The 26,444-nt window shown below is 64.1% G+C and carries 16 protein-coding genes and 1 tRNA gene; 7 read left to right on the top strand and 10 right to left on the bottom strand.

Annotated features, from left to right (window positions below; genetic code table 11):
• Positions 1-177: 177 nt before the first annotated feature.
• From lpdA to aceE, 3 genes are all read right to left on the bottom strand, one after another.
• A complete protein-coding gene (gene lpdA, locus ABQJ48_RS00435) occupies positions 178-1,950 on the bottom strand; it encodes a dihydrolipoyl dehydrogenase (RefSeq protein WP_367835223.1) in 1,773 nt (590 codons plus the stop codon).
• A gap of 286 nt (positions 1,951-2,236) precedes the next feature.
• Positions 2,237-3,919 (bottom strand): dihydrolipoyllysine-residue acetyltransferase, encoded by a 1,683-nt coding sequence (aceF, locus tag ABQJ48_RS00430; protein WP_367835222.1) that lies wholly within the window; start codon positions 3,917-3,919, stop codon positions 2,237-2,239.
• Between the two features lie 86 nt (positions 3,920-4,005).
• Positions 4,006-6,702 (bottom strand): pyruvate dehydrogenase (acetyl-transferring), homodimeric type, encoded by a 2,697-nt coding sequence (gene aceE, locus ABQJ48_RS00425; RefSeq protein ID WP_367835221.1) that lies wholly within the window; start codon positions 6,700-6,702, stop codon positions 4,006-4,008.
• A 276-nt stretch (positions 6,703-6,978) separates the two neighbouring features.
• Here aceE and fixL point away from each other — a divergent pair, with 276 nt between their 5' ends.
• The 4 genes from fixL (at position 6,979) to ABQJ48_RS00405 (ending at position 14,208) form a co-directional block, all read left to right on the top strand.
• Positions 6,979-9,495 carry an oxygen sensor histidine kinase FixL gene (fixL, locus tag ABQJ48_RS00420; RefSeq protein WP_367835220.1) on the top strand — a complete coding sequence of 839 codons (2,517 nt, stop codon included), beginning with the start codon at positions 6,979-6,981 and terminating at the stop codon, positions 9,493-9,495.
• Positions 9,492-10,136, top strand: a complete 645-nt coding sequence (gene fixJ, locus ABQJ48_RS00415; protein WP_367835219.1) for an oxygen response regulator transcription factor FixJ — start codon at positions 9,492-9,494, stop codon at positions 10,134-10,136. The genes fixL and fixJ overlap by 4 nt, the downstream gene beginning before the upstream one ends.
• 686 nt (positions 10,137-10,822) lie before the next feature.
• Positions 10,823-11,686 (top strand): bifunctional methylenetetrahydrofolate dehydrogenase/methenyltetrahydrofolate cyclohydrolase FolD, encoded by an 864-nt coding sequence (gene folD / locus ABQJ48_RS00410; protein WP_367835217.1) that lies wholly within the window; start codon positions 10,823-10,825, stop codon positions 11,684-11,686.
• 413 nt (positions 11,687-12,099) lie between these two features.
• Complete coding sequence (locus tag ABQJ48_RS00405) at positions 12,100-14,208, top strand: M3 family metallopeptidase (RefSeq protein WP_367835215.1); 2,109 nt, start codon at positions 12,100-12,102, stop codon at positions 14,206-14,208.
• Positions 14,209-14,319: 111 nt separating this feature from the next.
• Here ABQJ48_RS00405 and ABQJ48_RS00400 read toward each other — a convergent pair whose 3' ends face one another.
• Positions 14,320-15,612: an amidohydrolase family protein gene (locus ABQJ48_RS00400; protein ID WP_367835214.1), complete on the bottom strand. Its 1,293-nt coding sequence runs from the start codon at positions 15,610-15,612 to the stop codon at positions 14,320-14,322.
• Positions 15,613-15,819: 207 nt separating this feature from the next.
• Here ABQJ48_RS00400 and ABQJ48_RS00395 point away from each other — a divergent pair, with 207 nt between their 5' ends.
• Entirely contained in the window at positions 15,820-16,518 is a 699-nt protein-coding gene (locus tag ABQJ48_RS00395) for an aspartate/glutamate racemase family protein (protein WP_367835212.1), read from the top strand.
• 661 nt (positions 16,519-17,179) lie between these two features.
• On the opposite strand, the gene ABQJ48_RS00390 is transcribed toward ABQJ48_RS00395, so the two are convergent.
• Together ABQJ48_RS00390 and ABQJ48_RS00385 are read right to left on the bottom strand one after the other, a co-directional pair.
• Positions 17,180-17,256: transfer RNA gene (locus ABQJ48_RS00390), tRNA-Met, on the bottom strand.
• Positions 17,257-17,377: 121 nt separating this feature from the next.
• A complete protein-coding gene (locus ABQJ48_RS00385) occupies positions 17,378-17,665 on the bottom strand; it encodes a hypothetical protein (RefSeq protein ID WP_367835211.1) in 288 nt (95 codons plus the stop codon).
• A gap of 292 nt (positions 17,666-17,957) precedes the next feature.
• On the opposite strand from ABQJ48_RS00385, the gene xth reads away from it, so the two are divergent.
• The gene (xth, locus tag ABQJ48_RS00380) at positions 17,958-18,734 is read left to right on the top strand and encodes an exodeoxyribonuclease III (protein WP_367835210.1); all 777 of its coding nucleotides are present in this window, start codon (positions 17,958-17,960) and stop codon (positions 18,732-18,734) included.
• 60 nt (positions 18,735-18,794) lie between these two features.
• On the opposite strand, the gene ABQJ48_RS00375 is transcribed toward xth, so the two are convergent.
• The 4 genes from ABQJ48_RS00375 to glnA form a co-directional block, all read right to left on the bottom strand.
• Entirely contained in the window at positions 18,795-20,924 is a 2,130-nt protein-coding gene (locus tag ABQJ48_RS00375; protein ID WP_367835209.1) for a prolyl oligopeptidase family serine peptidase, read from the bottom strand.
• 128 nt (positions 20,925-21,052) lie between these two features.
• Positions 21,053-22,567: a nitrogen regulation protein NR(I) gene (ntrC, locus tag ABQJ48_RS00370; protein ID WP_367835207.1), complete on the bottom strand. Its 1,515-nt coding sequence runs from the start codon at positions 22,565-22,567 to the stop codon at positions 21,053-21,055.
• A gap of 146 nt (positions 22,568-22,713) precedes the next feature.
• The gene (glnL, locus tag ABQJ48_RS00365) at positions 22,714-23,856 is read right to left on the bottom strand and encodes a nitrogen regulation protein NR(II) (protein WP_367835206.1); all 1,143 of its coding nucleotides are present in this window, start codon (positions 23,854-23,856) and stop codon (positions 22,714-22,716) included.
• A gap of 189 nt (positions 23,857-24,045) precedes the next feature.
• Entirely contained in the window at positions 24,046-25,461 is a 1,416-nt protein-coding gene (gene glnA, locus ABQJ48_RS00360; RefSeq protein ID WP_367835205.1) for a type I glutamate--ammonia ligase, read from the bottom strand.
• A 437-nt stretch (positions 25,462-25,898) separates the two neighbouring features.
• On the opposite strand from glnA, the gene ABQJ48_RS00355 reads away from it, so the two are divergent.
• Entirely contained in the window at positions 25,899-26,363 is a 465-nt protein-coding gene (locus ABQJ48_RS00355) for a rhodanese-like domain-containing protein (RefSeq protein ID WP_367835203.1), read from the top strand.
• Positions 26,364-26,444: the final 81 nt, after the last annotated feature.

Genomic DNA, 26,444 nt, shown 5'->3' with positions numbered 1-26,444 from the left:
CCGATACGTTGAACAACGTATCGTTTCCCCGGCCCGAGGCCGGGATTTTTTTGGCCGTACGTCCGCTTGCCGGCCCTGCCCGAGCCCCAAAAAAAACAGCGCGCCCTTCACAGGACGCGCTGTTTTTATTTGCTTCGCGCAGACCGCCGCAAGCGGACGGCCTGAACGAGCGGCGGGTTACTTCTTCTTTTGCGGCGGCAAATCGGTACAGACGCCTTCGTACAACTCGGCGGCCATGCCGATCGATTCGCCGAGCGTCGGATGCGGATGAATGGTCTTGCCGATATCCGTTGCATCCGCGCCCATTTCGATGGCGAGACACACTTCGCTAATCAGGTCGCCCGCATTCAGACCGACGATCCCTCCGCCGATCACGCGATGCGTTTCCTCGTCGAACAGCAGCTTCGTGAAGCCTTCGTCGCGGCCGTTGGCGATCGCCCGGCCCGAAGCGGCCCACGGGAACACCGCCTTGCCGTACTTGACGCCCTCGGCCTTCAACTGGTCTTCGGTCTTGCCGGCCCACGCCACTTCCGGATCGGTGTAGGCCACCGACGGGATCTGCAGCGCGTCGAAGTATGCCTTCTCGCCATGCGCGACTTCCGCGGCGACGTGGGCTTCGTGCACCGCCTTGTGCGCGAGCATCGGCTGACCGACGATATCGCCGATCGCGAAGATGTGTGGCACGTTGGTGCGCATCTGCTTGTCGACGTCGATGAAGCCACGATCCGTCACCGCCACACCGGCCTTGTCCGCGCCGATCCTGTTGCCATTCGGCGTACGGCCGACTGCAACCAGCACGAGGTCGTAGCGCTGCGCTTCGGGCGGCGCCTTCTCGCCTTCGAAGGACACGTAGATGCCGTCGTCTTTCGCTTCTGCCGCGGTGGTTTTGGTCTTCAGCATGACGTTGGCGAAACGCTTGCCGTTGTACTTGTCCCAGACCTTGACCAGATCGCGGTCCGCGCCGGCCATGAGGACGTCGAGCATTTCGACGACGTCGATCTTTGCACCGAGCGTCGCGTACACCGTCGCCATTTCCAGGCCGATGATGCCACCGCCGATCACCAGCATGCGCTGCGGAATTTGCCGCAATTCGAGCGCTCCGGTCGAATCGACCACGCGCGGATCTTCCGGAATGAACGGCAGCTTCACCGCTTCCGAGCCGGCCGCGATGATCGCCTGCTTGAACTTGACGACCTTCTTGCCGCCTTCGGTCTGCACTTCCATGTGATACGGATCGACGAACGAGCCGGTGCCGGTCACGACTTCGACCTTGCGCATCTTGGCCATGCCGGCGAGACCACCGGTGAGCTTCTTGACGACGCCCGACTTGAACTCGCGCAGCTTGTCGAGATCGATCTGCGGTTTTGCGAACGTGATGCCGTGCGCGCCGAGCGCTTCCGCTTCGTCCATCACGAGCGCGGTGTGCAGCAGCGCCTTCGACGGAATACAGCCGACGTTCAGACACACGCCGCCGAGCGTGGAATAACGCTCGACCAGCACTGTCTTCATGCCGAGGTCGGCCGAACGGAACGCGGCCGAATAACCGCCAGGGCCCGAACCGAGCACGAGCATGTCACACTCGATATCCGCGCTGCCGGAAAAACTGCCGGCTTGCGGAGCCGGCGCCGCAGCCTTGGGCGCGGCAGGAGCCGCAGCTGGCGCTGGCGCTTTTGCAGCTTCCTTCGGCTCCTCTGTGGCGGGCGCCGCGTCCGCCGCCGTTTCGACGAGCGCGATGACCGTGCCTTGCGAAACCTTGTCGCCGGGCTTGATGCGGACTTCCTTGACGGTGCCCGCGGTATCGCTCGGCACTTCCATGGAAGCCTTATCGGATTCGAGTGTCAGCAGCGACTGTTCTTTTTCGATCGCATCACCCGGCTTGATGTTGACTTCGATGACATCGACGTCCTTGAAGTCACCGATGTCCGGTACTTTTACTTCGACGAGACTCATGGTGTCCCCTTCTCTTGTTGATCGTGATGAGCGGAGCATCTGCAATAGCCGGCGAAACAGGCACCCTTGGGACGGACGGAATCATCGTTTGCAGTCCGCCCGAGGACGCGCCTCTCTTTTGCTACTTTTCTCTGGAAGACGCCCGGCAGGAAATGCCCGTGCGGTACGAAGAAAAGTGAGTGCCGCACCGCACGGGGGCGACACCGAATACACCGACCAGAAAGCAGGTTCGACAGACTGACGCGGGTCGCAGACGAAAAAGCCCGCGGCCCGCGCCATCACCACATCAAAGAATCACACGCCGGAAATCGGCAAGAATCGCACTCAGGTAGGCATTAAAGCGTGCTGCTTCTGCCCCGTCGATCACGCGATGGTCATAGGACAGCGACAGCGGCAGCGTCAGGCGCGGCACGAACTGCTTGCCGTCCCACACCGGCTTCATCGCACCGCGCGACAGGCCGAGAATCGCGACTTCGGGCGCGTTGATGATCGGCGTGAAGTTAGTGCCGCCAATGCCGCCGAGCGACGAAATCGAGAAGCAGCCGCCTTGCATCTGATCGGGCTTGAGCTTGCCTTCGCGCGCGGCCTTCGACAGATCGGTCATTTCCTTCGCAATCTCGACCAGACCCTTCTTGTCCGCATCGCGAATCACCGGGACCACCAGACCGTTTGGCGTATCCGCGGCAAAACCCACGTGGTAGTACTGCTTGAACACGAGGTTGTCACCGTCGAGGCTGGCGTTGAAGGTGGGGAATTTTTTCAGGGCCGACACCACGGCCTTGATCACGAACGCAAGCATCGTGATCTTGACGCCGGCTTTTTCGTTTTCCTTGTTCAACTGCACGCGCAGCGCTTCGAGTTCGGTGATGTCCGCTTCGTCGTTGTTCGTGACGTGCGGGATCATGACCCAGTTGCGATGCAGGTTCGCGCCCGAGATCTTCTTGATGCGCGACAGCGGCTTCGGATCGACCGGACCGAACTTCGTGAAGTCGACTTTCGGCCATGGCAGCAGGTTGAGCTCGCCGCCGCCCGCTGCCGGTGCTGCCGCACCTGCGGGCGCCGCGCGCTGGCCGGTCATCACGCCCTTGATGAACGCGGTCACGTCGGCTTGCGTAATACGGCCCTTCGGACCAGTGCCCTGCACTTGCGTCACGTCGACGCCGAGTTCGCGCGCGAACTTGCGCACCGACGGCGACGCATGACTCGGACGACGCGTGCCGCCTTCGCCGGCCGGAATCAGCGGCGCTTGAGCGAGTGCCGACGGAGCCGCCGGTGCGGGCGACGGCGCCGCCGGTGCGTCGGACGGCGCTTCGGCCGGTGCGTGCTTCGCGGCGGGCGCGGGAGCCGGGGCGGCCGCGCCGCCTTCGGCTTCCACCACGACGATCACCGAACCTTCCGACACGGTATCGCCGACCTTGACCTTCACTTCCTTGACGACGCCGGCGGCCGAGCTCGGCACGTCCATGGTCGCCTTGTCGGATTCGAGCGTCACCAGCGACTGCTCTTTTTCGACGCGATCGCCGACCTTCACCGCGACTTCGATCACGGGAATGTCTTTGTAGTCGCCGATATCCGGCACTTTGACTTCCTGCAGACCGCCGCCGCCCGCAGCAGGCGCGGCAGCCGGAGCCGGAGCCGGAGCCGGCGCGGGGGCAGGTGCGGCAGCCGGCGCAGGTGCGGGAGCCGCTGCAGGCGCGGGCGACGGCGCCGCAGCGGCCGCGCCGGCCGCCGCGCCATCCAGCACGACGATCAGCGAACCTTCCGACACGTTGTCGCCGACCTTGACCTTCACTTCCTTGACGACGCCGGCGGCCGAACTCGGCACGTCCATGGTCGCTTTGTCGGACTCCAGCGTGACGAGCGATTGCTCTTTCTCGACGGTGTCACCCGCCTTGACCAGCACCTCGATCACAGGGATGTCCTTGTAATCGCCGATGTCCGGCACCTTGACTTCGATCGCTTGACTCATTGTTAGTGTCTCCTGGGCCGCGCACGCGCCCGGCCTCTGTCGATCAGAGGCGGGCTCGCACGCCATGGCACACGGGGAATGATGCCTTAGACGGTCATCGGGTTGGGTTTGGCGGGATCAAGGTTGTATTTCTTGAGCGCCTCGGCGACGACCTTGCGTTCGATCGTGCCCTCGTCTGCGAGTGCATTCAACGCGGCAACCGTGACCCAGTAGCGGTCGACTTCGAAGAAATGGCGCAGCTTCTCGCGCGTGTCCGAACGGCCATAGCCGTCCGTGCCCAGCACGACGAACTTCTGCGGCACGAACGCGCGGATCTGCTCGGTCAGCGCGCGCACGTAGTCGGTCGATGCGATGACCGGACCGCGTGCGTCCTTGAGCAGCTTTTCGACGTGCGAGAGCTTCTTTTCTTCGCTCGGGTGCAGCAGGTTCCAGCGCTGCACTTCGTGGCCTTCGCGCGCGAGTTCGGTGAAGCTCGGCACGCTCCAGAGGTCAGCGGCGACGCCCCAGTCGTTCTTCAGCAGCTCGGCCGCGGCGATCACTTCGTTGAAGATCGTGCCCGCGCCCATCAGTTGAACGCGCGGCGCCTTCTTGTCGGCCTCGGCCTTGCGGAACGAGTACATGCCCTTGATGATGTCGGCCGCTACGGCATCGCCCTGCGGCATGGCCGGGTGCTCGTAGTTCTCGTTCATCACCGTGACGTAGTAGTACACGTCTTCCTGGTTGGCCACCATGCGGCGCAGACCGTCCTGCATGATGACCGCAAGTTCGTAACCGAAGGTCGGGTCATAGCTGATGCAGTTCGGCACCGACGCGGCCCACAGCAGCGAGTGGCCGTCTTCGTGTTGCAGACCTTCGCCGTTGAGCGTCGTGCGGCCGGCGGTGCCGCCCAGCAGGAAGCCGCGCGAGCGCATGTCGCCCGCCGCCCATGCGAGGTCGCCGATACGCTGGAAGCCGAACATCGAGTAGAAGATGTAGAACGGGATCATGATCTCGCCGTGCGTCGAGTACGACGTCGCGGCGGCGATCCAGTCGGCCATGCCGCCGGCTTCGTTGATGCCCTCCTGCAGGATCTGCCCGGTTTCCGACTCACGGTAGAACATCAGCTGGTCGGAATCTTCCGGCACGTACTTCTGGCCGTCCTGGTTCCAGATACCGATCTGGCGGAACAGGCCTTCCATGCCGAACGTACGCGACTCGTCCGGCACGATCGGCACGATGCGTTTGCCGAGCGCCTTGTCTTTGAGGAGGATGTTCAGAATCCGCACGAACGCCATCGTGGTGGAAATTTCGCGGCCTTCGCCCGTGCCCTTCAACAGCGGCTCGAATGCCGACAGTTCCGGCACCGGCAGCGACTCCGCCTTCTGACGGCGCGCCGGCAGATAGCCGCCAAGCTCCTGGCGGCGCGCGCGCATGTACTCGAGTTCCTTCGAACCTTCTTCGAACTTCAGGTACGGCACGTTGACGATATCTTCGTCGGCGATCGGCAGACGGAACTGGTCGCGGAATTTCTTCAGCTGATCCACGTGCAGTTTCTTCTGCTGGTGGGTGATGTTCATCGCCTGGCCGGCTTCGCCCATGCCGTAGCCTTTAATCGTCTTCGCGAGGATGACGGTTGGCTGGCCCTTCGAATTCGACGCTTCCTGGAACGCAGCGTAAATCTTGTGCGGATCGTGGCCGCCGCGATTCAGATTCCAGATCTCCTCGTCGGACCATTCGGCGACCAACGCCTTCAGCTCCGGCGTGTTGAAGAAATGCTCGCGCACGAACGCGCCCGACTCCGACTTGTAGGTCTGATACTCGCCGTCGACCACGTCCATCATCCGGCGCATCAGCGCGCCCGACTTGTCGCGCTGGAACAGCGCATCCCAGCGGCTGCCCCAGATGACCTTGATCACGTTCCAGCCCGCACCGCGGAATTCGCTTTCGAGTTCCTGGATGATCTTGCCGTTGCCGCGCACCGGGCCGTCCAGACGCTGCAGGTTGCAGTTGATCACGAACACCAGGTTGTCGAGGCGTTCGCGGCCGGCCATGCCGATCGCGCCGAGCGATTCGGGCTCGTCGGTCTCACCGTCGCCGAGGAACGCCCACACCTTGCGGCCGTCGGTCTTCGCGATGCCGCGCGCCTGCATGTACTTCATGAAGCGGGCCTGGTAGATCGCCATGATCGGACCGAGGCCCATCGACACGGTCGGGAACTGCCAGAAGTCCGGCATCAGCCACGGGTGCGGGTACGACGAAATGCCCTCGCCGCCCACTTCCTGGCGGAAATTGTCGAGCTGGCTTTCGGTCAGGCGGCCGAGCAGGAACGCGCGGGAGTAGACGCCCGGCGACGAGTGGCCCTGCACGAACACGAGATCGCCGCCATGTTCGGCCGACGGCGCATGCCAGAAATGGTTGTAGCCCACGTCGTACAGCGTGGCCGCCGAAGCGAACGACGCGATGTGGCCGCCGACGTTCGTGTGCTTGCCCGCGCGCAGCACCATCGCGATAGCGTTCCAGCGGGTGTACGAGCGGATGCGGTGTTCGATGTCCTGGTCGCCGGGGATCTTCGCCTGGCGCGCGACCGGAATCGTGTTGATGTACGGCGTATTGGCGGAGAACGGCAGATGTTCGCCGTGCACACGCGCGAATTCGATCTGTTTCTCGATCAGGTAGTGGGCACGGTCCGGGCCGACAGCAGAAATCACGCCATCCAGCGCTTCTAGCCACTCACCGGTTTCCTGGGGATCGTCGTCTTTTTCGGCGGCGACATATTTCATGACTTCGTCGGGTACAGCGGACATGCTCGTCTCCTGGATGTAGAGGAACGCTCTTTGGACAGACGACGCGGGCGACGCACGACCGCGGCAGCTTCGGCCGATTGTAATAAGGGTCCCGAGGTCCGCGCAACCGTTTTTTTCAAATTGCGAGATCGATTCTCATAATGCGGAAAATTGCTGCACCGCACCCTGGTTTGACTGTCGTTCGACGGATACGTCGGCTAGTTTGCGCCGATTAGCAGCACTTTCCGTGCTTTTTTGCGCGTTTTGTCAGGGACGTGCTGCGCTACAATGCCACGCATGTTGACCGATCGGCTTTTCACTCGCTCGGCGCGCACCGCCGCTTCGCCGGTGGATTCGACGCCGTCCTCGCGCTGGCACCATGGACCGTGGTGGTCGAACTCCTATTTGCTGACGCCGCTCCTGTCGATCCTCGTGTTTCTGGTCGTCATGAGCCTGATCCTGTGGAGCCTGAACCGGCGCGAACAGCAGCAGCAGGAAGACACGCTGTATCGCAACGTCGCATGGGCGCAGCAGCAGATCCGTCTGTCCATGACGGGCGCACAGGAGCAGATCCAGGCGCTCGCGCGCGATCTGGCCGTCGGCCATGCCGATCCGCATTCGTTCCAGATATCCACCGCCGACATCATGCAGGGGCATCCCGAGATCCTCTACATGAACTGGTACACGAGCGCGCAACAGCCGCGCTGGCCCAACACCGCGCCGCCGGTGTTCGGCCAGCGCCTCGCGCGCCCCAGCGACGCGCAGATGGACGAGGCCGTCAAGGCCGGCTTCGCCGAGGCGCGCAACACGCGCCGCCAGGTGTACTCGCCGCTCATCTACGACGACCTCGGCAACGGCTATATCACGCTGCAAACGCCGGTGTTGCGCGACCGCGAATTTCTCGGCTCGATCGCCGCGGTGTTCTCGGTGGACGGCATCCTGAAGCGCGACATCCCGCCTGAGCTGTCGGCCAAATACAAGATTTCGATCATCGACGTGAACAACCGCGAGTTGACCACCACGTCGACCCGCCCGCGCCTGCCGCGCGACATGTTCTACGATCTGCCGCTCGATCCGCCAGGCCAGGGCATCTCGGTGCGCGTGTACGCGTTCCCGCAGATGACCAACTTCACCAACAACACGCTGGTGTGGCTGGTGGCCGGGCTGTCGTGTTTCGTGCTGTGGAGCCTGTGGAGTTTGTGGAAACACACACGGCAGCGTTTCGAGGCACAACAGGCGCTGTATGCGGAAGCGTTCTTCCGCCGCGCAATGGAAAACTCGGTGCTGATTGGCATGCGCGTGCTCGACATGCATGGCCGCATCACTCACGTGAATCCGGCGTTCTGCCGGATGACCGGCTGGGACGAGAGCGATCTGGTCGGCAAGAACGCCCCGTTCGCCTACTGGCCGCGCGATGCCTACCCCGAAATGCAGCGCCAGCTCGACATGACGCTGCGCGGCAAGGCGCCGTCGTCCGGCTTCGAATTGCGGGTACGCCGCAAGGACGGCTCGCTGTTTCACGCGCGTCTCTACGTGTCCCCGCTGATCGACAGCTCCGGGCGCCAGACCGGCTGGATGTCGTCGATGACCGATATCACCGAGCCCAAACGCGCACGCGAAGAACTGGCTGCCGCCCACGAGCGCTTCACCACCGTGCTGGAAAGCCTCGACGCGGCGGTGTCCGTGCTGGCCGCCGACGAAGCCGAGCTGCTGTTCGCCAACCGCTACTACCGGCACCTGTTCGGCATCCGCCCGGACGGTCATCTGGAATTGGCGGGCGGCGGGTTCGATAGCGCACAGGCGTCGTCCGATTCGATCGATATGGTGGACACCTACGCGGGCCTGCCCGCCGCCGCATTGACCGAAAGCACCGCCGATGCGCAGGAAATCTACGTGCAAAGCATCCAGAAATGGTTCGAGGTGCGCCGCCAGTACATTCAGTGGGTGGACGGCCACCTCGCGCAGATGCAGATAGCGACCGACATCACCACCCGCAAGCGCGCGCAGGAACTCGCGCGCCAGCAGGACGAGAAGCTGCAGTTCACCAGCCGCCTGATGACCATGGGCGAGATGGCCTCGTCGCTCGCGCACGAACTGAATCAGCCGCTCGCGGCGATCAACAACTATTGCTCCGGAACGGTCGCGCTCGTCAAGTCCGGCCGGACCACGCCCGACAACCTGCTTCCGGTGCTCGAAAAGACGGCGCAGCAGGCGGTGCGCGCGGGCATGATCATCAAGCGCATTCGCGAGTTCGTGAAGCGCAGCGAGCCGAAGCGCCAGGCGACGCGCGTCGCCGATATCGTCGCGGACGCGGTGGGCCTTGCCGAAATCGAAACGCGCAAGCGGCGCATTCGCATCGTCACCGATCTGCGCTCGCGCCTGCCGGTGATCTACGTCGACCCGGTGCTGATCGAGCAGGTGCTGGTCAACCTGCTGAAGAACGGTGCCGAAGCGATGGCCGAAGCCCGCCCCAACGCGGTCGATCCCGTGATTCGGGTGGTCGTGCGGCTGGAGGGCGGGTTCGTCTGCATCAGCGTCGTCGACCAGGGACCGGGCGTCGACGAGGCGACAGCCGAGCGCCTGTTCGAACCGTTTTACAGCACCAAGTCCGATGGCATGGGCATGGGGCTGAACATTTGCCGTTCGATTATCGAATCGCACCGTGGCCGTCTGTGGGTGGTGAACAACGTCGAGTCCGACGGCCACGTCACGGGCGCCACGTTCCATTGCAGTCTGCCCATTGGAGAGCCTGACGGCCCGAGCAACGGCGGGTCAGAGGCGCCGACACCACAAACCGTTACGGGAGAGCTATGAACAGCCCAGTCACCACACAGGAAAGTGTCTTTGTCGTCGACGACGACGAGGCCGTGCGAGATTCGCTGCGCTGGCTGCTGGAGGCGAACGGCTACCGCGTGCAATGCTTCTCCAGCGCCGAGCAGTTCATCGACGCATGGCAGCCGCATCAGCACCCTGGCCAGATCGCATGCCTGATCCTCGATGTGCGGATGTCCGGCATGAGCGGGCTGGAGTTGCAGGAACGTCTGATCGCCGACAACGCGTCGCTGCCGATCATCTTCGTGACGGGCCACGGCGACGTGCCAATGGCAGTGTCGACGATGAAAAAAGGCGCGATGGACTTCATCGAAAAACCGTTCGACGAAGCCGAGTTGCGCAAGCTCGTGGAGCGCATGCTCGACAAGGCGCGCAGCGAGAGCACCAGCGTGCAGCAGCAGCGCGCCGCCGCCGAGCGTCTGGGCAAGTTGACCGCGCGGGAGCATCAGGTGCTCGAGCGCATCATCGCGGGGCGCCTGAACAAGCAGATCGCCGACGACCTGGGCATCAGCATCAAGACGGTCGAAGCGCATCGCGCGAACATCATGGAAAAGCTCAACGTCAACACAGTCGCCGATCTGCTGCGACTCGCGCTGTCGAACAAGCCGCAAACGGCGCAATAACAACGCTAGGTGGTACTCGCCGCTACGCGTTCCTGGGTGATCGACGCCCGGCTGGACCGGCCTGTGACAGGCAGGCGCCGCGCGGCGATCGTCGAAGGGGTCCGGCTACCGTCAGATGACGCGGCGGCGTTCACCCGGCGATACGCGCAGCGACCGGACCCTTGCCGTTCCCTTCCTGCGGTACGTGTGCGCTGGTGCACCGATCCCCCAGCGGCGCGATGCCTGTCCGTCGCATCGGCCACAATCATTTCTGCACAATCATCGGCACGCTCTCCGGCCTTTGTTGAGACATCGGCCATCGGCTGATCGGCCAGCGCGGCGACGGTCCTTTGCTGCGGGCATCTTGCCCGGCGTAGCCGTCGCCTTTCTGTTTTGCTGCGGCAAACGGATAACGCTGCCCGGCCGGTCCACGCCGAGCGCGAGCCCGCGACGCAAGGCCCGCGGTGCCCCGCCTGCCCCCGCCTGCCGCCGCCCGCCGGCAAGCTAGCTCCTTCGCACAGAGTGGATTGCTCACCCGGCGCGCAAGGCGGCGCCGGTATAATGTCGCACTTTGCAGTTGCGCCTATCTTCGATTTGCGCCGCGCGCTTTGCACGCGCCGACCTTTTCCCGTTGAAAAACGCCCTCGCGTGCCCCGTCGCGGCGCCGCGCCCTGCCCCGCTTTCCAATCTGCCTATCTCGACCGACCATGACTGCCAAACTGATCGACGGCCTAGCCCTCTCCAAGACCCTGCGCGCGGACGTCGCCGCGCGCGCCGCTGCCCTTACCGCCCGCGGTCATCAGCCGGGCCTCGCGGTAGTGCTGGTCGGCGACAACCCGGCCAGCGAAGTATACGTGCGCAACAAGGTCAAGGCGTGTCACGACAACGGCCTGGGCTCGTCGTTCGACCGCTATCCGGCCGACCTGCCGGAAGCCGAACTGCTCGCGCGCATCGACGAACTGAATCGCGACCCGCGCATCCACGGCATTCTGGTGCAACTGCCGCTGCCCGCGCACATCGACAGCTACAAGGTGCTTGAAGCCATCGCGCCTGAAAAGGACGTCGACGGCTTTCACGTCGCCAATGCCGGCGCGCTGATGACCGGTCGGCCGCTGTTTCGCCCCTGTACGCCGTACGGCGTGATGAAGATGCTCGCCGCTTACGAGATCGCGCTGCAAGGCGCGAATGCGCTGGTGATCGGCCGTTCGAACATCGTCGGCAAGCCGATGGCGCTGCTGCTGTTGCAAGCGGGCGCGACGGTGACGATCTGCCATAGCAAGACGCGCGATCTGGCGGCGCACACGCGCCAGGCCGACGTGGTGGTCGCCGCGACCGGCCTGCGCAACATCGTCACCGCCGACATGGTGAAGCCCGGCGCGACCGTGATCGACGTCGGCATGAATCGCGACGAAGCCGGCAAGCTGTGCGGCGACGTCGACTTCGCCGGCGTGAAGGAAGTGGCGGGCTACATTACGCCGGTGCCGGGCGGCGTCGGCCCGATGACCATCACGATGCTGCTCGTCAATACCATCGAAGCCGCCGAGCGCGAAGCGGACGCCGCGCAAGCGTAATGAAGCGAGCGTAGGCCACGGCGGCGCGAGGCCGAGCGAACCCGCAGGCGCACTTGTGGCCGTTGCCATTTCAAAAAAGACCGTGACGAGACCGCCAAGCCATACGTCCGGTAGGTCTGGTCAACACGCGCGGCCGCCGCCCGGCGGCATCTCAAGGCGGCGCCGCAGCGACTCGCGCCGCCCGTCGTGGTCCGCTTGCGGCATCGGGACGCAAAGCGGCGGACGGTGCGTCGCCCGGCACACACCGCCTTGCTGACATCCCCGCAACGCCCTGACTTCCGATAATTTGTCCGCCGACGGATTGGAATCGGCGCGTCCTGCCCCAATAATGTCTCTATCGGGTGCCACACCGCGTGATCGCGCGCCCGTCGATGCACCGATTACCCGTTCACCCGCGCCAGACAGGAAGCCTCATGTCCACTACCGCCTCGACTCACGACAATCCGCTCCTCGATTTCTCCGACCTGCCGCGCTTTGGCGACATCCGCCCCGAACACGTGACCCCCGCCCTCGATGTGCTGCTCGCCGACGCGGCCGCCGCCGTCGAGCGCGCTGCGCTGCCGATCACGCCCGCCTCATGGGCCGACGTGGTCGAGCCGGTCGAGCGCGCCACCGAGCCGCTGTCGCGCGCGTGGAGCGTGGTTGGCCATCTGAACGCGGTCGCCGATACGCCTGAGTTGCGCGCCGTGTACGGCGAAAACCTGCCGCGCGTCACCGAATTCTGGTCGAGCGTCGGCCAGAATCTGGCGCTGTACGAAAAGTACAAGGCGCTGAACGCGAGCAGTGACTTCACTTCGCTGACCGGCGAGCGCAAGCAGATTCTCGGCAACGCGTTGCGCGATTTTCGTCTGTCCGGCGCCGAATTGCCGGAAGATCAGAAGCCGCGTTTCGCCGAGTTGCAGGAGCGCCAGGCGGCGCTGTCCAAAGCGTTTTCGGATCATGTGCTCGATGCCACCAACGCCTACGCGTACGTGGTCGAAGCCGGCGGCGAAGCCCAACTGGCCGGCCTGCCCGAAGACGTGATCGAAGCGGCGAAAGAAGCGGCCGAACGCGAAGGCAAGAGCGGCTACAAATTCACGCTGCACTTCCCGTCGTATTTCCCGGTGATGCAGTACTCGGAAAATCGTCCGATGCGCGAAGCGATGTACCGCGCGTATGTGACGCGCGCATCGGAGCTCGGTCCGCAATACGGCAACGGCAAACCGGAGTGGGACAACACCGCGGTGCTTGCCGAACAGTTGAAGCTGCGCGCCGAAGAAGCGCACATGCTCGGCTACGACAACTTCGCGCAAGTGTCGCTTGCGCCGAAGATGGCCGAGTCGCCCGCCCAGGTGATGGCTTTTCTCGAAGACCTCGCGACGCGCGCGCGTCCGCATGCGGAACAGGACTGGAAGGAGTTGCGCGAGTTTGCCGCAAAGGAACTCGGCATGAGCGATCTGCAGCCGTGGGACATGACCTTCGCCGCAGAACGCCTGCGTCAGCAGCGCTATTCTTTCTCGGAAAACGAAGTCAAACAGTACTTCCCCGAAGACGCCGTATTCAAGGGGTTGTTCAAGGTCACCGAAACGCTCTTCGGCGTGCGTATCCGTCGCGACGAAGCAGCCGTGTGGCATCCGGACGTGCGCTTTTTCCGCGTCGAGAATCAGGACGGCGGCCTCGTCGCGCAGTTCTACCTCGACCTGTATGCGCGCGAAGGCAAACGCGGCGGCGCCTGGATGGACGACGCGCGTGGCCGTCACAAACATGCGCACGGCGGCGTGCAAACACCCGTTGCGTATCTCACCTGCAACTTCTCGGCGCCGGTCGGCGGCAAGCCGGCCTGCTTCACGCACGACGAAGTCATCACGCTGTTTCACGAATTCGGCCACGGCCTGCATCATATGCTTACGCGTGTGGATGAGTTGGGGGTGTCGGGCATCAACGGGGTCGAGTGGGACGCGGTCGAACTGCCGTCGCAATTCATGGAGAACTTCTGCTGGGAGTGGGACGTGCTGAGCGACATGACCTCGCACGTCGACACCGCGAAGCCGCTGCCGCGCGATCTGTTCGACAAGATGCTCGCCGCGAAGAACTTCCAGAGCGGTCTGGGCACGCTGCGCCAGATCGTGTTCTCGATGTTCGACATGCAACTGCATACCGGCTTCGACGCGAACGGCACGAAGAGCCCGATCGAACTCGCAAGCGAGATCAACGAACGCTTCCACGTCGTGCCGCAAGCTTCCTTCTCGCGTTGGCCGAACACGTTCAGCCATATTTTCGCGGGTGGGTATGCGGCGGGCTACTACAGCTACAAGTGGGCGGAAGTGCTGTCCGCCGACGCGTACGCCGCATTCGAAGAAGCGGCGCAGGCCGCGAGCACCAGCGTGCTCGATCAGGCGACCGGCATGCGCTATCGAAAGGAAATTCTCGAAGTGGGCGGCAGCCGTCCGGCGATGGAATCGTTCAAGGCGTTCCGCGGCCGCGAGCCGAATATCGATGCGTTGTTGCGCCATAACGGCATGACGCCGAGCGCGGTGCATTGATCGCGCTTCGCGCGGTCGACATCGATATCGATGTCTAAAGGAAGCCGGCGGGCTGCGTGAGCAGGCGCCGGCTTTTTTCGTGTGGATGCCGCGAACCGCGTCGCGCCAACGCTACGCGCGATGCAGCTTGAAGTCCACCTGCGCAGGACGCCCGTCGAGCGATAGCGCCGCGCGCGCAGCGGGCGCGCGGCTCACTACCTTGCCGCGGCTCACCACGGCGAGCCGCACGGCGCGCAAGCGGATCGCTTCGAGCGGATCGCGCGCGTCAAGCAGCACGAGATTGGCCGCGCAGCCCGGCGCGACGCCATAGCCTTCCAGACCGAGAATCCGCGCGCCGTTCACCGTGACCGCGTCGAAACACGCATGCATCGCGTCGACGCTTGTCATCTGCGCGACGTGCAAGCCCATATGCGCGACTTCGAGCATGTCGCCCGAACCCAGGCTGTACCACGGGTCCATCACACAGTCGTGGCCGAACGCGACGTTGATGCCGGCCGCCATCATCTCCGGCACGCGCGTCATGCCGCGCCGTTTCGGATAGGTGTCACTGCGGCCCTGCAGCGTGATGTTGATGAGCGGATTCGCGATCGCCGCGACGCCCGACTCGCGCATCAACGGCAGCAGCTTGCTGACGTAATAATTATCCATCGAATGCATCGACGTCAGATGCGAACCGGTGACGCGCCCCTGCAAGCCGAGCCGCTGGGTTTCGGCCGCGAGCGTTTCGATGTGGCGCGACATCGGATCGTCGGACTCGTCACAATGCATGTCCACCCGCAAGCCCTGCTCCGCCGCATACTCGCAGAGCATGCGCACCGACTGCGCGCCGTCGGCCATGGTGCGCTCGAAATGCGGAATGCCGCCGACCACATCGACGCCCATCGCGATGGCCCGCTTCAGATTCTCGAACGCGCCGGCGCTGCGCAGCACACCGTCCTGTGGAAACGCGACGAGTTGCAGGTCGAGATAAGGCGCGACCCGGCGCTTCACTTCGAGCAGCGCCTCGACCGCGAGCAGGCGCGGATCACACACGTCGACGTGGCTGCGGATCGCCAGCAGGCCGCGCGCAACGGCCCAGTCGCAATACTGCAGCGCGCGTTCGACGAGCGCCGCCTGGGTCAGTTCCGGCTTGAGTTCGCCCCACAGCGCGATGCCTTCGAGCAGCGTGCCCGACGCGTTCACGCGCGGCAAGCCGTACGACAGCGTCGCGTCCATATGGAAATGCGGATCGACGAACGGCGGCGTGACGAGCGAGCCCGCTGCATCGATTTCTTCGGCCGCGCTCGCGGCCAGATTCGGTTCGACGGCGACGATGCGGCCCGCGTCGATGCCGATGTCGACCGGTTGTGCGTGCCGCGACGCGGCGGCCGGCGGCAGCATCGCGCGGCGGATGATCAGCTCCATGTATCGCTCCTTATGACCCGCTTCCCGCTTTGAATGCGTACGATTCTAGCGACGTCAGAAAGGTCGCGCGGGTTTTCTTGGCCAGCCCGTACCGGCGCACGGCGCGCCATCCGTACCGGCGGCGCGCGCTGGTGCGCGCCTATACTCGGCCTTCATGACGGCGGTGCCGGATGGTCCGGATGCCGTCACCCGTACAAGGAGCGGCAGATGAAAACGATCGGCGTAATCGGCGGGATGAGCTGGGAGTCGTCCACCGAGTACTACAAACTCCTCAACCGGCACGCGAAGGCGCGCCTCGGCGGTCATCACAACGCGCGCAGTCTGATGCTCACGGTCGACTTCGCACCGATCGAGGCAAACCAGCGTGCCGGTGACTGGGCCGCGCTCGGTCAGCAGATGGCCGATGCCGCGCTTCAGCTCGAACGCGGCGGCGCCGACCTGGTGATGCTCGCGACGAACACGATGCATCGCGTGTACGAGTCGATCGAACAGGCGATCACGGTGCCGTTCCTGCATATCGCCGATCCGACCGGCGAGGCGCTGCGGGCGGCGGGTATCGAGCGGGTCGGCTTACTCGGTACACGCTACACGATGGAGCAGGCGTTTTATACGGGACGCTTGCGCGAGCGCTACGGCCTCGAAACGCTGGTACCGGACGAAGCCGGACGCGCGGACGTGCACCGCATCATCTACGACGAACTGTGTCACGGCGACGTCACGGATGCGTCGCGCGCGGTGTATCAGCGAGTAATCGAAGCGCTGGCCGCGCGTGGTGCGCAGGCGGTGATTCTCGGCTGCACCGAAATTACGCTGCTGATCAAGCCGGAAGACTCGGTGCTGCCGACGTTCGACACGACTGGGTTGCATGCGCAGGCGGCGGTGGAGTGGGCGATTGCGGCGCAATGAGGGATGGTGTGTGGCTGAACGCCCGGGCAATGCGCGCACGAATGCGGCGGAGGACGGTTTTGCGCAGGAGGGAAATTGTGCGACGGTGTGATGTGATATCTTGGTAACTGGAGCGCGCAAGCGCGCGGCGGGTTGCCTCGGCGCACCGGCGCCTACAGTGCGGTTACGCGAGTACTGAGCAGCGACGGTCTGCCGGATAGGCTTCCATATTATCAAAAAATGAAGGAGTCCTATGAATCATCCCACGGTACTTTATCTGTGCGTGGCGGCGGATCGTGTTGTGCGGTTCTGCGCTGTCCTGACTGTCCCGACTCTGATGCGCGATTCAGACCGTGCGGCGTTTCGTGGGTATCGAGTCGATGGCTACGGGATGCGTACATGATTCGCAGCCACAGTTTGCTGGACGACCTGGCGGAGATCTGACGTGCCAACGCCAAGAGACGTCTCCGCCGTTTGAGACGCCTGGCTGGAGAAATCGGACCGGGCGATCAGGACCGGGAGACGACCTCTGTCGCCTGTATTCCGCGAGAAACCTTTTTCCCAGTGGCAGGGGATGACGTGACAGCATTGCCCGCCGTTGGTGGCGGTTACACCTGAGTTACACAGCGCCGCAAAGCAAAAAGGCTTACACGCCAATGCGTTGTAAGCCTTTTGATTTGCTTGGTTGCGGGGGTAGGATTTGAACCTACGACCTTCGGGTTATGAGCCCGACGAGCTGCCAGACTGCTCCACCCCGCGTCTGAGAAAAAGAGTATATCGTGACGCAAGCAAAAGGTCAAAGCATCGCGCGAGCTATTTCTCGATCGAGCAGGCATATCGGCGCGCGCACTCGCGAAACGAGCCGGATGCATAGCGCGCATCAAAGATCCGCGACCGTCGCCCCTTCCACCTTGCCATCGATAATATCCGCGCCGTACTGGCTCGCGCTGCGTTTGGCCACGCCGAAATCGGAGATCGTGGCGTGCAGCGGCAAGCGAAACACGCGGCTCGCCTTTGAACCGCTGATCGCACCCGGCCGGCAAACGCGCACCGCAACGTCATACCCTTCGGCGGAACGCTTGTGACCGTCGAATTTGTCGAACGTCCGCGAAAAAACTAGCGGATGCACTTCGAAGTCCTTATAAATGGATGGGTATAGTTCGGCCATGATGACTCTCCAACTCGCAGGCATGCGAATGTGTGTATGGTCTCACTATACGCTGCGGCATCGGCGGCTCACGCTTTTATTTTGGCCGCGCGGCCGACGCAATTTCGCACGCTTGCTGCCGCACGATAAGATGCGAGGCTGTCGAGATCGCCGGCGGCTCTACCGCGCCAGCACCCGCGCCGGGGGCTCGGCTGCCTGCCCCCGACGACGCGCGACAAGCCGGCGCGCCGGAGCACAACGCCAGCGCGAGCCTCCAGGAAACTTTGGCCAGCAAGACTGTGAGAAGAATGTCATGAAAATCGCGACGTGGAACGTCAACTCCCTTAAAGTCCGCCAGCAACACGTGATCGACTGGCTCGAAACGAGCCGCGCCGACGTGCTGTGTCTGCAGGAGCTGAAGCTGCCCGACGAAAAATTCCCGCGCGCCGAACTCGTCGAGAAGGGCTACCGCAGCTGGTATGCCGGTCAGAAAACCTATAACGGTGTGGGCATTCTGGTGCGCGACGGTCTGAACGTCGATGAAAGCAGCATCGTTCGCAACATTCCCGGCTTCGAAGATCCGCAGCAACGTGTGATCGCGGCGACGGTCGAAGGCGTGCGCATCATCAGCGCGTACTTCCCGAACGGCCAGGCGCCCGGCACCGAGAAGTTCGCCTACAAGCTGCGCTGGCTCGCCGCGCTGCACGACTGGGTGGCGAGCGAGATGGCGCTCTATCCGAAGCTCGCGCTGCTCGGCGACTACAACATCGCGCCGGAAGACCGGGACGTGCACGACCCGAAGGCGTGGGAAGGCCAGAACCTCGTGTCGCCCGAAGAACGCGCCGCATTCGTGCGGCTGATCGGGCTCGGTCTTCTGGATGCGTTCCGCCAGTTCGAGCAGCAGGACAAGCTCTATTCGTGGTGGGACTACCGGATGATGGCGTTTCGCCGCAATGCGGGTCTGCGCATCGACCACATCCTGCTGTCGAAGGCGCTGGCCGACGTGTGTTCGTGCTGCGACATCGACAAGGTACCGCGCAAATGGGAGCAGCCATCGGACCACGCGCCCGTGGTCGCGCAACTCGGCTGAGCGCTCGATTCAACGGGGCGCAGCGTGCAGCCCGCATCGCAGCTCGTGCGGGGTGCCGGCTCACGCGGTTGCATCGGCATCGGCAGCACCGGCAGCGCCGCCCAACACGCTCCACAGGAACTCGAACACCATCGCGTCATGCTCGGCCTGCTCCAGCTCGTCGGAGCCGCCATGCCCGCCTTCGGTGTTCTCGCGATACCAGACCTGCTGCGCGCCCAGCGCCTGCATGCGCGCGGCCATCTTGCGCGCGTGGCCGGGATGCACGCGATCGTCGGCGGTCGATGTGGTGAACAGCACGGGCGGATAGGCAACCTCGGCCGACACCCGATGATACGGCGAGTAAGCGGCAAGCGCGCGCGCGTCGGCGGGCTCGTCCGGGTCGCCGTATTCGTCGATCCATGACGCACCCGCATGCAACAGGTGATAGCGGCTCATATCGAGCAAGGGCACCTCGCATACCACCGCGCCGAACAACTCGGGACGTCGCACCATGCAGGCCGCCACCAGCAAGCCGCCGTTGCTGCCGCCCTGGATGCCGAGCTGCGCGGCGCTGGTCACGCCGCTACTGACGAGCGCTTCGCCCACCGCGATGAAATCGTCGAAGGCCCGTTGGCGATGCTCGCCCTGTGCGGCCGTGTGCCAACGCGTGCCGAACTCCCCGCCGCCGCGAATATGCGCGACCACATACACGCCGCCGCGTTCGAGCCAGCCAATGCCCTGCCCTGTCAGATAACTCGGCAGCAAGGGTATCGCGAAGCCTCCGTACCCGCTGAGCAAGCAAGGAGCAGGAGCGTGCGGCTGCGCTGCGCCCTGGGTGGCGCGCGGCCCGATCATCGTGTACGGCACCCGTGTGCCATCCGCCGACACCGCATGTCCGCGCGTGACCACAAAGCGCATCGCGTCGAACTGGGTCGGCCAGCGGTCGATCAACTCCCACTCGCTCAGATCCTCGCGCGCGAGGTCGGTCAGCCAGTAGGCCGGCGGCTGCAGATAGTCGTCGGTATCGACGAACACTTCGTCGTTGAGCGTCGGCTCGACGGGCGATACATCGGCTTGCGTGTCGCCCGGCGATGGAAACGGCCGCTGCTGCCACTGCCACGCCTGATCCGGGCTTTGCGACGGCGTCCACAGCAAGGTCTTGCTACGCACGTCATCGAGGTACGACACGATCAGGTGATTGCGCGTATGGGTCCACTCGCACGCCGAGGTCAGCGGCGTCGGCATGAAGAGCGCCACCACGTCGCGCTCGCCGCGCAAAAACGCGGCCTCGCGGATCGCCAGCAAAGCGCCGCCGGGATAACACGCGCCATCGCAGTGCCAGTCCAGACGCGGTTCGAGCAGCAGCCAGCCTTGCCAGCCACCCACCGCGACGTGCGCGGGCAGCTCGTACTGACGCCATGCATCGGCGGCATCGGCGCGATCGAGGTAGTACGTGTGCGAGTCGAAAAAATCGACACTGCTTACCACGGTATGCCGCCGCTCGAGCGGATCGTAATGCGGTTCCACACCGATATCACCGAACGCGCCGCGGAACACCACCGGCGCATCAGCCAGCGCCGTGCCGCGGGTCCAGCGCCGCACCTCGCGCGGATAGCCGGAGCGCGTGAGCATCTTGCGGCCATTGTCCCAGCCGACGTAGAGCGTGTCCCGATCGATCCACGACGCGGTGTGCTTGCCCGCCTTGGCGATCGCGAAGCCGCCTTCGACGAAGCGCCGCGCGTCGATGTCGAACTCGCGCACCACCTGCGCATCCGAGCCGCCCGGCGACATCGTGATGAGCGCACGATCGCCGTCCGGATAGAGAATGTCGAGCTCGACACAGACCCACGGCGTGCCTTCGGCCGCGCCGAGCGCGTCGAAGTCGAGCAGGTCCTGCCAGAGCGGCGCGCCGCTGCGCCATGCCGCCCATGGCGTGCGCCGCCAGAGGCCTTTCGGATGACGTTCGTCCTGCCACAGATCGTAGGCCCAATCCATCCAGCGGTCGGGAACCACCGGACGCTCGCGCGGCAGATACGCGTCGGCGAGCCGCTGCCGCAGCGCCTCGAACGACGCGCCGCTGCACCACGCGGCGCGCGTGCGCGCGTTCTGCCGCTCGACCCACGCGAGCGCGTCGGGGTCGTCGAGCGCTTCGAGCGCGAGGAAAGGATCGGGGGAAAGCGGCCAGGAGAAAGGAGCGGGAGAAGCGGGCATCGTCGGCTGTCGAATGGGAACAGCGTTGATTATGCCTTGCGGCAGCCCGAGGCCCGTTCAACCGACCGCCAAGTGACAGCAGGCCGAGGCGGCCACGCGCCGCCCCGTCCCCTGCATCGAGACGCCAATCAGGGCTCGAGATTGAGCTCCTGAATCTTACGCGTAATCGTATTGCGGCCGATGCCCAGACGCTCGGCAGCTTCGACCTTGCGTCCGCGCGTGAAGTCGAGCGCCTCGCGAATCACTGCCGCTTCGAAACGGCGTGCGAGTTCGTCCATCACGTCCGCCGTGTTTTCGCGCAGCATTCGTGCGACTTCGGTGCGCAAACCGCCCTCCCACGCGCTGACCGGCGGCGCGACTGCGATGCCGGCCGCGCCGGCCGGATGAAGCGCGGCATTGGCGGCGTTGCCCGGCACCCCGCCGCCGAAGCCCTCGTCAGCCGTGCCAGCTATCGCTCCCCCGCTCGCGAGATCGTTGACGCCGGCTTGCGCGGGACCGAGGTCCGGCGGCAAGTCCTTGATCTCGATGGTCTGGGCGGGCGCCATCACGGTGAGCCAGTTGGCGAGGTTCTCCAGTTGCCGGACGTTGCCCGGGAACGGCAGCGATGCGAGATACGCGAGCGCCGCTTCGGACACGCGCTTTGACTCGACACCGAGATCGCGCGCACTCTTTTGCAGGAAGTGCCGCGTGAGGAGCGGTATGTCTTCGCTGCGCTCGCGCAACGCCGGCAAGCGCAAACGGATCACATTGAGCCGGTGATACAGGTCTTCGCGAAAGAGCCCCTGACGCACGCGCGATTCGAGATTCTGGTGCGTCGCCGCGATCACGCGCACATTCGCGCGCAGCGGATTGTGGCCGCCGACGCGATAGAACTGCCCGTCCGACAGCACACGCAACAGCCGGGTCTGCAGGTCGAACGGCATGTCGCCGATTTCGTCCAGGAACAGCGTGCCGTTTTCGGCCTGCTCGAAGCGGCCCTGGCGCATCGCCTGCGCGCCGGTGAACGCGCCGCGCTCGTGGCCGAATAGTTCGGACTCCAATAGATCTTTCGGAATCGCGGCGGTGTTCAGCGCAATGAAGGGACCGTTCGCGCGTGGGCTATGTCGGTGCAACGCACGCGCGACCAGTTCCTTCCCGGTGCCTGATTCGCCGGTAATGAGCACGGTGGCCGCCGAATGCGACAGGCGCCCGATCGCGCGAAACATGTCCTGCATCGCCGGCGCCTGGCCGAGCATTTCGGGGGCTTCGGCGACGCGGTCGTCCCACGTCTGCTCACCGCGCATGCTTTCGTCGACCGCGCGGCGGATCAGCTCGACCGCCTTGTCGACGTCGAACGGTTTGGCGAGATACTCGAACGCACCGCCCTGGAAGGCGGCGACGGCGCTATCCAGATCCGAGAACGCCGTCATGATGATGACGGGCAAGCCCGGCACCTTCTCGCGCACGGTTTGCAGCAGTTCGAGGCCGGAGCCTCCCGGCATCCTGATGTCGGACACGAGCACCTGCGGGCTTTCGTGTTCGAGCGCAGCCGAAGCCTCGCGGACGTTCGCAAAGCTGCGAGTCGCGAAGTTCTCGCGAGCGAGCGCTTTTTCGAGCACCCAGCGAATCGATTGATCGTCGTCTACTATCCAGATCGGCTTCATATGGGTCGGTCAGAAGTCTTGATAAGAAGGGCTCCCCTACCTGTCGCTTCGCGCCAGGCTCCCCGCGAGCGGGAGTGATCGCCACGGGGACTTCCGTTGGGGCGAAAACCCTGTGCGGCCCGGCGTTCCCTCACCAGGTGCTGGGGTTATACGTCGAGCGGCAGCAGAATCTGAAACTCAGTGTGGCCCGGCCGGCTTTCCACTTCGATCAGTCCGTCGTGCTGTTGCACGAAGGTCTGTGCGAGCGTCAAACCGAGACCGCTACCGTCCTCTCGCCCCGACACCAGCGGATAGAAGATGCGGTCGCGGATTTCTTCGGGAATGCCTGGGCCGTTGTCAACGATATGCAAGTCCAGTGCCAGCTTACATAAGCGTTTCGACACGGTGATCTTGCGGGCGATTCGGGTGCGCAATTCGATCCGCGCATCGCCTTGCGAAATGCGTTCGCGCAATGCTTCTGCCGCGTTGCGCACGATGTTCAGCAGCGCCTGGATCAGTTGCTCCTTGTCGCCGCGCAGGTCCGGCACGCTCACGTCGTAGTCGCGCTCTATCGTGAGGCCGCGCGGAAACTCCGCGAGAATCACCTGGCGCACGCGTTCGCACACCTCGTGAATATTCACGTCGCCGACGATATGCGGATGACGGTGCGGTTCGAGCAACCGGTCGACGAGCGTTTGCAGCCGGTCCGATTCCTTGATGATGACCTGGGTGTACTCGCGCAACTCGTCACGCTCGCGCTCGCCTAGTTCGAATTCCAGCAGTTGCGCCGCGCCGCGAATGCCGCCCAGCGGATTCTTGATCTCGTGCGCGAGATTGCGGATCAGTTGCTTGTTGACCGCGGTCAGGTCGTTGATGCGTTCTTCGCGGTCCGTGCGCAGATGCCGCTCGTTCTCGAACAGCTCCAGCAACACGTAGCCTGGCGCGCTCTCCAGAAAGCCGACGATCGCATGCACATGCAGCGGCTCGTGGCCAGGACGCTCGAGCACGGCGTCCAGATGCGTCGCATGAAAACGCTGCGCGGCGATCGCCGTGATGGTCGCGACCAGTTCGTCGGCATTCGAGAAGATTTCCGGCCACGTCATCTGCATCAGTTGCCGGCGCGACATTTCCAGCATCGACTCGGCCGACGGGTTCGCGAACGCGACGCGCAGCGAACGCTTGTCGAGCACTAGCACGACGGTCGGCAGCGCCTCCAGGCCCGGCAGCAAACCGGAAGCGACGAGTTGCGCATCGTCCGACAGCGTCTGCTCGTGTCCTTTCCTTGCCTTGATCAGATTCTTGAGAACCATCTTGCAGTCCGGCCGATAGGAGATGGTGAAAAATCAGGTGTGCCGCTTTCTGTGGGTTGTGCACTGCCCGGCTTCGGGAGGGTTGTACTCGGCCCAACGAAAAAGGGACGGCGCCGCCGTCCCTTCGTGACCGATCGCGAGCGTCGGGCAAGACGCTTCGCCGGGTGAAGGGCGAAGCGCCATGACCGCTTACAGCGAGTAGTACATTTCGAATTCGATCGGGTGCACCGACTGACGATAGCGTTGCAGCTCGCCCGTCTTCAGTTCGATGTACGCGTCGAGCATCGAGTCCGTGAACACGCCACCGCGCGTGAGGAACTCGCGGTCGGCGTCGAGCGCGTCGAGCGCCTGGTCGAGGCCGGCGCATACGGTCGGGATCTTTGCATCCTCTTCCGGCGGCAGGTCGTACAGGTTCTTGTCGGCGGCTTCGCCCGGGTGAATCTTGTTCTGCACGCCGTCCAGACCCGCCATCATCAGCGCGGAGAAGCACAGGTACGGATTGGCCAGCGGATCCGGGAAGCGCGTTTCGATACGGCGGCCCTTCGGGTTCGACACGTGCGGAATACGGATCGATGCCGAGCGGTTGCGAGCCGAGTAAGCCAGCTTCACCGGTGCTTCGAAGTGCGGCACGAGACGCTTGTACGAGTTGGTACCCGGGTTCGTGATCGCGTTGAGCGCGCGTGCATGCTTGATGATGCCGCCGATGTAGAACAGCGCGAATTCCGACAGACCCGCGTAGCCGTTGCCTGCGAACAGGTTCGTGCCGTCTTTCCAGATCGACTGGTGAACGTGCATGCCCGAACCGTTGTCGCCGACGACCGGCTTCGGCATGAACGTCGCCGTCTTGCCGTACGTGTGCGCGACGTTGTGGATGATGTACTTCATCTGCTGCAGCCAGTCCGCGCGTTGCACCAGCGTCGAGAACTTAGTGCCGATTTCATTCTGGCCCTGGCCCGCGACTTCGTGGTGGTGCACTTCGACCGGGATGCCGATCTGCTCGAGCAACAGGCACATTTCCGACCGGATGTCCTGGAACGTGTCGACCGGAGCGACCGGGAAATAGCCGCCCTTCGTGCCCGGACGGTGGCCGGTGTTGCCGCCTTCGAATTCCTTCGCCGACGACCACGGTGCTTCTTCCGAACCGATCTTGATGAAGCAGCCCGACTGGTCCGTGTTCCACTGGACGGAGTCGAAAATGAAGAATTCCGGCTCCGGACCGAAGTAGGCGGTGTCGCCCAGACCGGTGCTCTTCAGATACGCTTCAGCGCGCTTGGCAAGCGAACGCGGGTCGCGCTCGTAGCCCTTGCCGTCAGCCGGTTCGACGACGTCGCAGGTCAGCACGAGCGTCGATTCTTCGTAGAACGGGTCGATAAAGGCGGTATTCGCGTCGGGGACCAGCAACATGTCCGATGCTTCGATGCCCTTCCAGCCGGCAATCGACGAACCGTCAAACGCATGGCCGCTTTCGAACTTGTCTTCATCGAATGCCGACACCGGTACTGAAACGTGTTGCTCTTTGCCGCGCGTGTCGGTGAAACGAAAGTCGACAAACTTGACGTCTTCGTCTTTGACGAGTTGAACGACGTCGGCCACGGATTTACTCATAACCTATCTCCTGATTAACGAATTCGGCGGATTCAGCCGCCGCCCAATCTAGCGGACCCGCCCCGGCACGTCCACCCTGAATCGGTGGAAGGCGCAGAAAATGTTGCGCGGCAAGTCGATCGGCACCGATAAAGCAGGTTCTGTGCCATGCGTGCGCCAATGCGGCGCAACAGCTGGCTGCGCGCGCGTTTGCGGGGAATCAGCGCACCGTAGCAGCTGCGGCCCTTAAAATGACCTGGCTGCCCTTGCACTGAAAAAGTGCTTACACCGGAACAACGACACGGCGAATCCCTATACCGGTGCAAATCGCCGCACACGCACCAGCATAGCGCACTGCGGTGACAGCAGATTAGCCAGGCCGCCCGTTTACGGCGCGGCGGCACGCAGGCTTTGCGCGCGGCGCTAGAATAATCATTTCGTGAAGGAGATCCACGCTCATGAGCACGCTCGAACAGCTCTATGCCAAGGCGGAAGCGCGCCGCAACGAGAACCAGCTGCCCTACGCGGGCGCCGTATCCCCCGCGGAAGCATTCGAACTGCTGCAACTCGATCCGCACGCGCGCCTCGTCGACGTACGTACCCGTGCCGAACTCGATTGGGTCGGCCGCCCGGTCATTGGCGACGGGCAATATGCGCACGTGGAATGGACCCGCTATCCGGGCGCGGTGCCAAACCAGGAGTTTCTGGCGCAATTGGCCCAGGTAGCGTCGCACGATACGCCGGTGGTATTTCTGTGCCGCAGCGCCGCCCGTTCGAAGCTCGCCGCGATCGCCGCCGCTCAGGCCGGCTTCACGAAAGCCTTTGACCTGCTGGAAGGCTTCGAAGGCGACAAGGACGGCCAGGGACATCGGAAGACGGTGGCGGGCTGGTGCTATCGCGGACTGCCGTGGATCGGCGCGTGATTGCGCGCCGCTGAGCGGCGGGCTGCAGGGGCGCGGCGCGAACGCCGTCGATCGCGCGGTGCAAGACCCCTCACGCATGAA

The organism is Paraburkholderia suaedae, assembly GCF_040812055.1.
GTDB lineage: Bacteria > Pseudomonadota > Gammaproteobacteria > Burkholderiales > Burkholderiaceae > Paraburkholderia.
Note: the sequence above shows the minus strand (reverse complement) of the source record. Positions and strands in the feature narration are given on the sequence as shown.

What these genes read in the sequence shown, in the direction of transcription:
- ABQJ48_RS00375 (WP_367835209.1), bottom strand. Translation starts at nt 20,924, where the DNA reads ATGCCCGCTTCTCCCGCTCCTTTCTCCTGGCCGCTTTCCCCCGATCCT.
- ntrC (WP_367835207.1), bottom strand. Translation starts at nt 22,567, where the DNA reads ATGAAGCCGATCTGGATAGTAGACGACGATCAATCGATTCGCTGGGTG.
- fixL (WP_367835220.1), top strand. Translation starts at nt 6,979, where the DNA reads ATGTTGACCGATCGGCTTTTCACTCGCTCGGCGCGCACCGCCGCTTCG.
- aceE (WP_367835221.1), bottom strand. Translation starts at nt 6,702, where the DNA reads ATGTCCGCTGTACCCGACGAAGTCATGAAATATGTCGCCGCCGAAAAA.
- lpdA (WP_367835223.1), bottom strand. Translation starts at nt 1,950, where the DNA reads ATGAGTCTCGTCGAAGTAAAAGTACCGGACATCGGTGACTTCAAGGAC.
- aceF (WP_367835222.1), bottom strand. Translation starts at nt 3,919, where the DNA reads ATGAGTCAAGCGATCGAAGTCAAGGTGCCGGACATCGGCGATTACAAG.
- ABQJ48_RS00385 (WP_367835211.1), bottom strand. Translation starts at nt 17,665, where the DNA reads ATGGCCGAACTATACCCATCCATTTATAAGGACTTCGAAGTGCATCCG.
- folD (WP_367835217.1), top strand. Translation starts at nt 10,823, where the DNA reads ATGACTGCCAAACTGATCGACGGCCTAGCCCTCTCCAAGACCCTGCGC.
- ABQJ48_RS00400 (WP_367835214.1), bottom strand. Translation starts at nt 15,612, where the DNA reads ATGGAGCTGATCATCCGCCGCGCGATGCTGCCGCCGGCCGCCGCGTCG.
- ABQJ48_RS00405 (WP_367835215.1), top strand. Translation starts at nt 12,100, where the DNA reads ATGTCCACTACCGCCTCGACTCACGACAATCCGCTCCTCGATTTCTCC.
- xth (WP_367835210.1), top strand. Translation starts at nt 17,958, where the DNA reads ATGAAAATCGCGACGTGGAACGTCAACTCCCTTAAAGTCCGCCAGCAA.
- glnA (WP_367835205.1), bottom strand. Translation starts at nt 25,461, where the DNA reads ATGAGTAAATCCGTGGCCGACGTCGTTCAACTCGTCAAAGACGAAGAC.
- fixJ (WP_367835219.1), top strand. Translation starts at nt 9,492, where the DNA reads ATGAACAGCCCAGTCACCACACAGGAAAGTGTCTTTGTCGTCGACGAC.
- ABQJ48_RS00395 (WP_367835212.1), top strand. Translation starts at nt 15,820, where the DNA reads ATGAAAACGATCGGCGTAATCGGCGGGATGAGCTGGGAGTCGTCCACC.
- ABQJ48_RS00355 (WP_367835203.1), top strand. Translation starts at nt 25,899, where the DNA reads ATGAGCACGCTCGAACAGCTCTATGCCAAGGCGGAAGCGCGCCGCAAC.
- glnL (WP_367835206.1), bottom strand. Translation starts at nt 23,856, where the DNA reads ATGGTTCTCAAGAATCTGATCAAGGCAAGGAAAGGACACGAGCAGACG.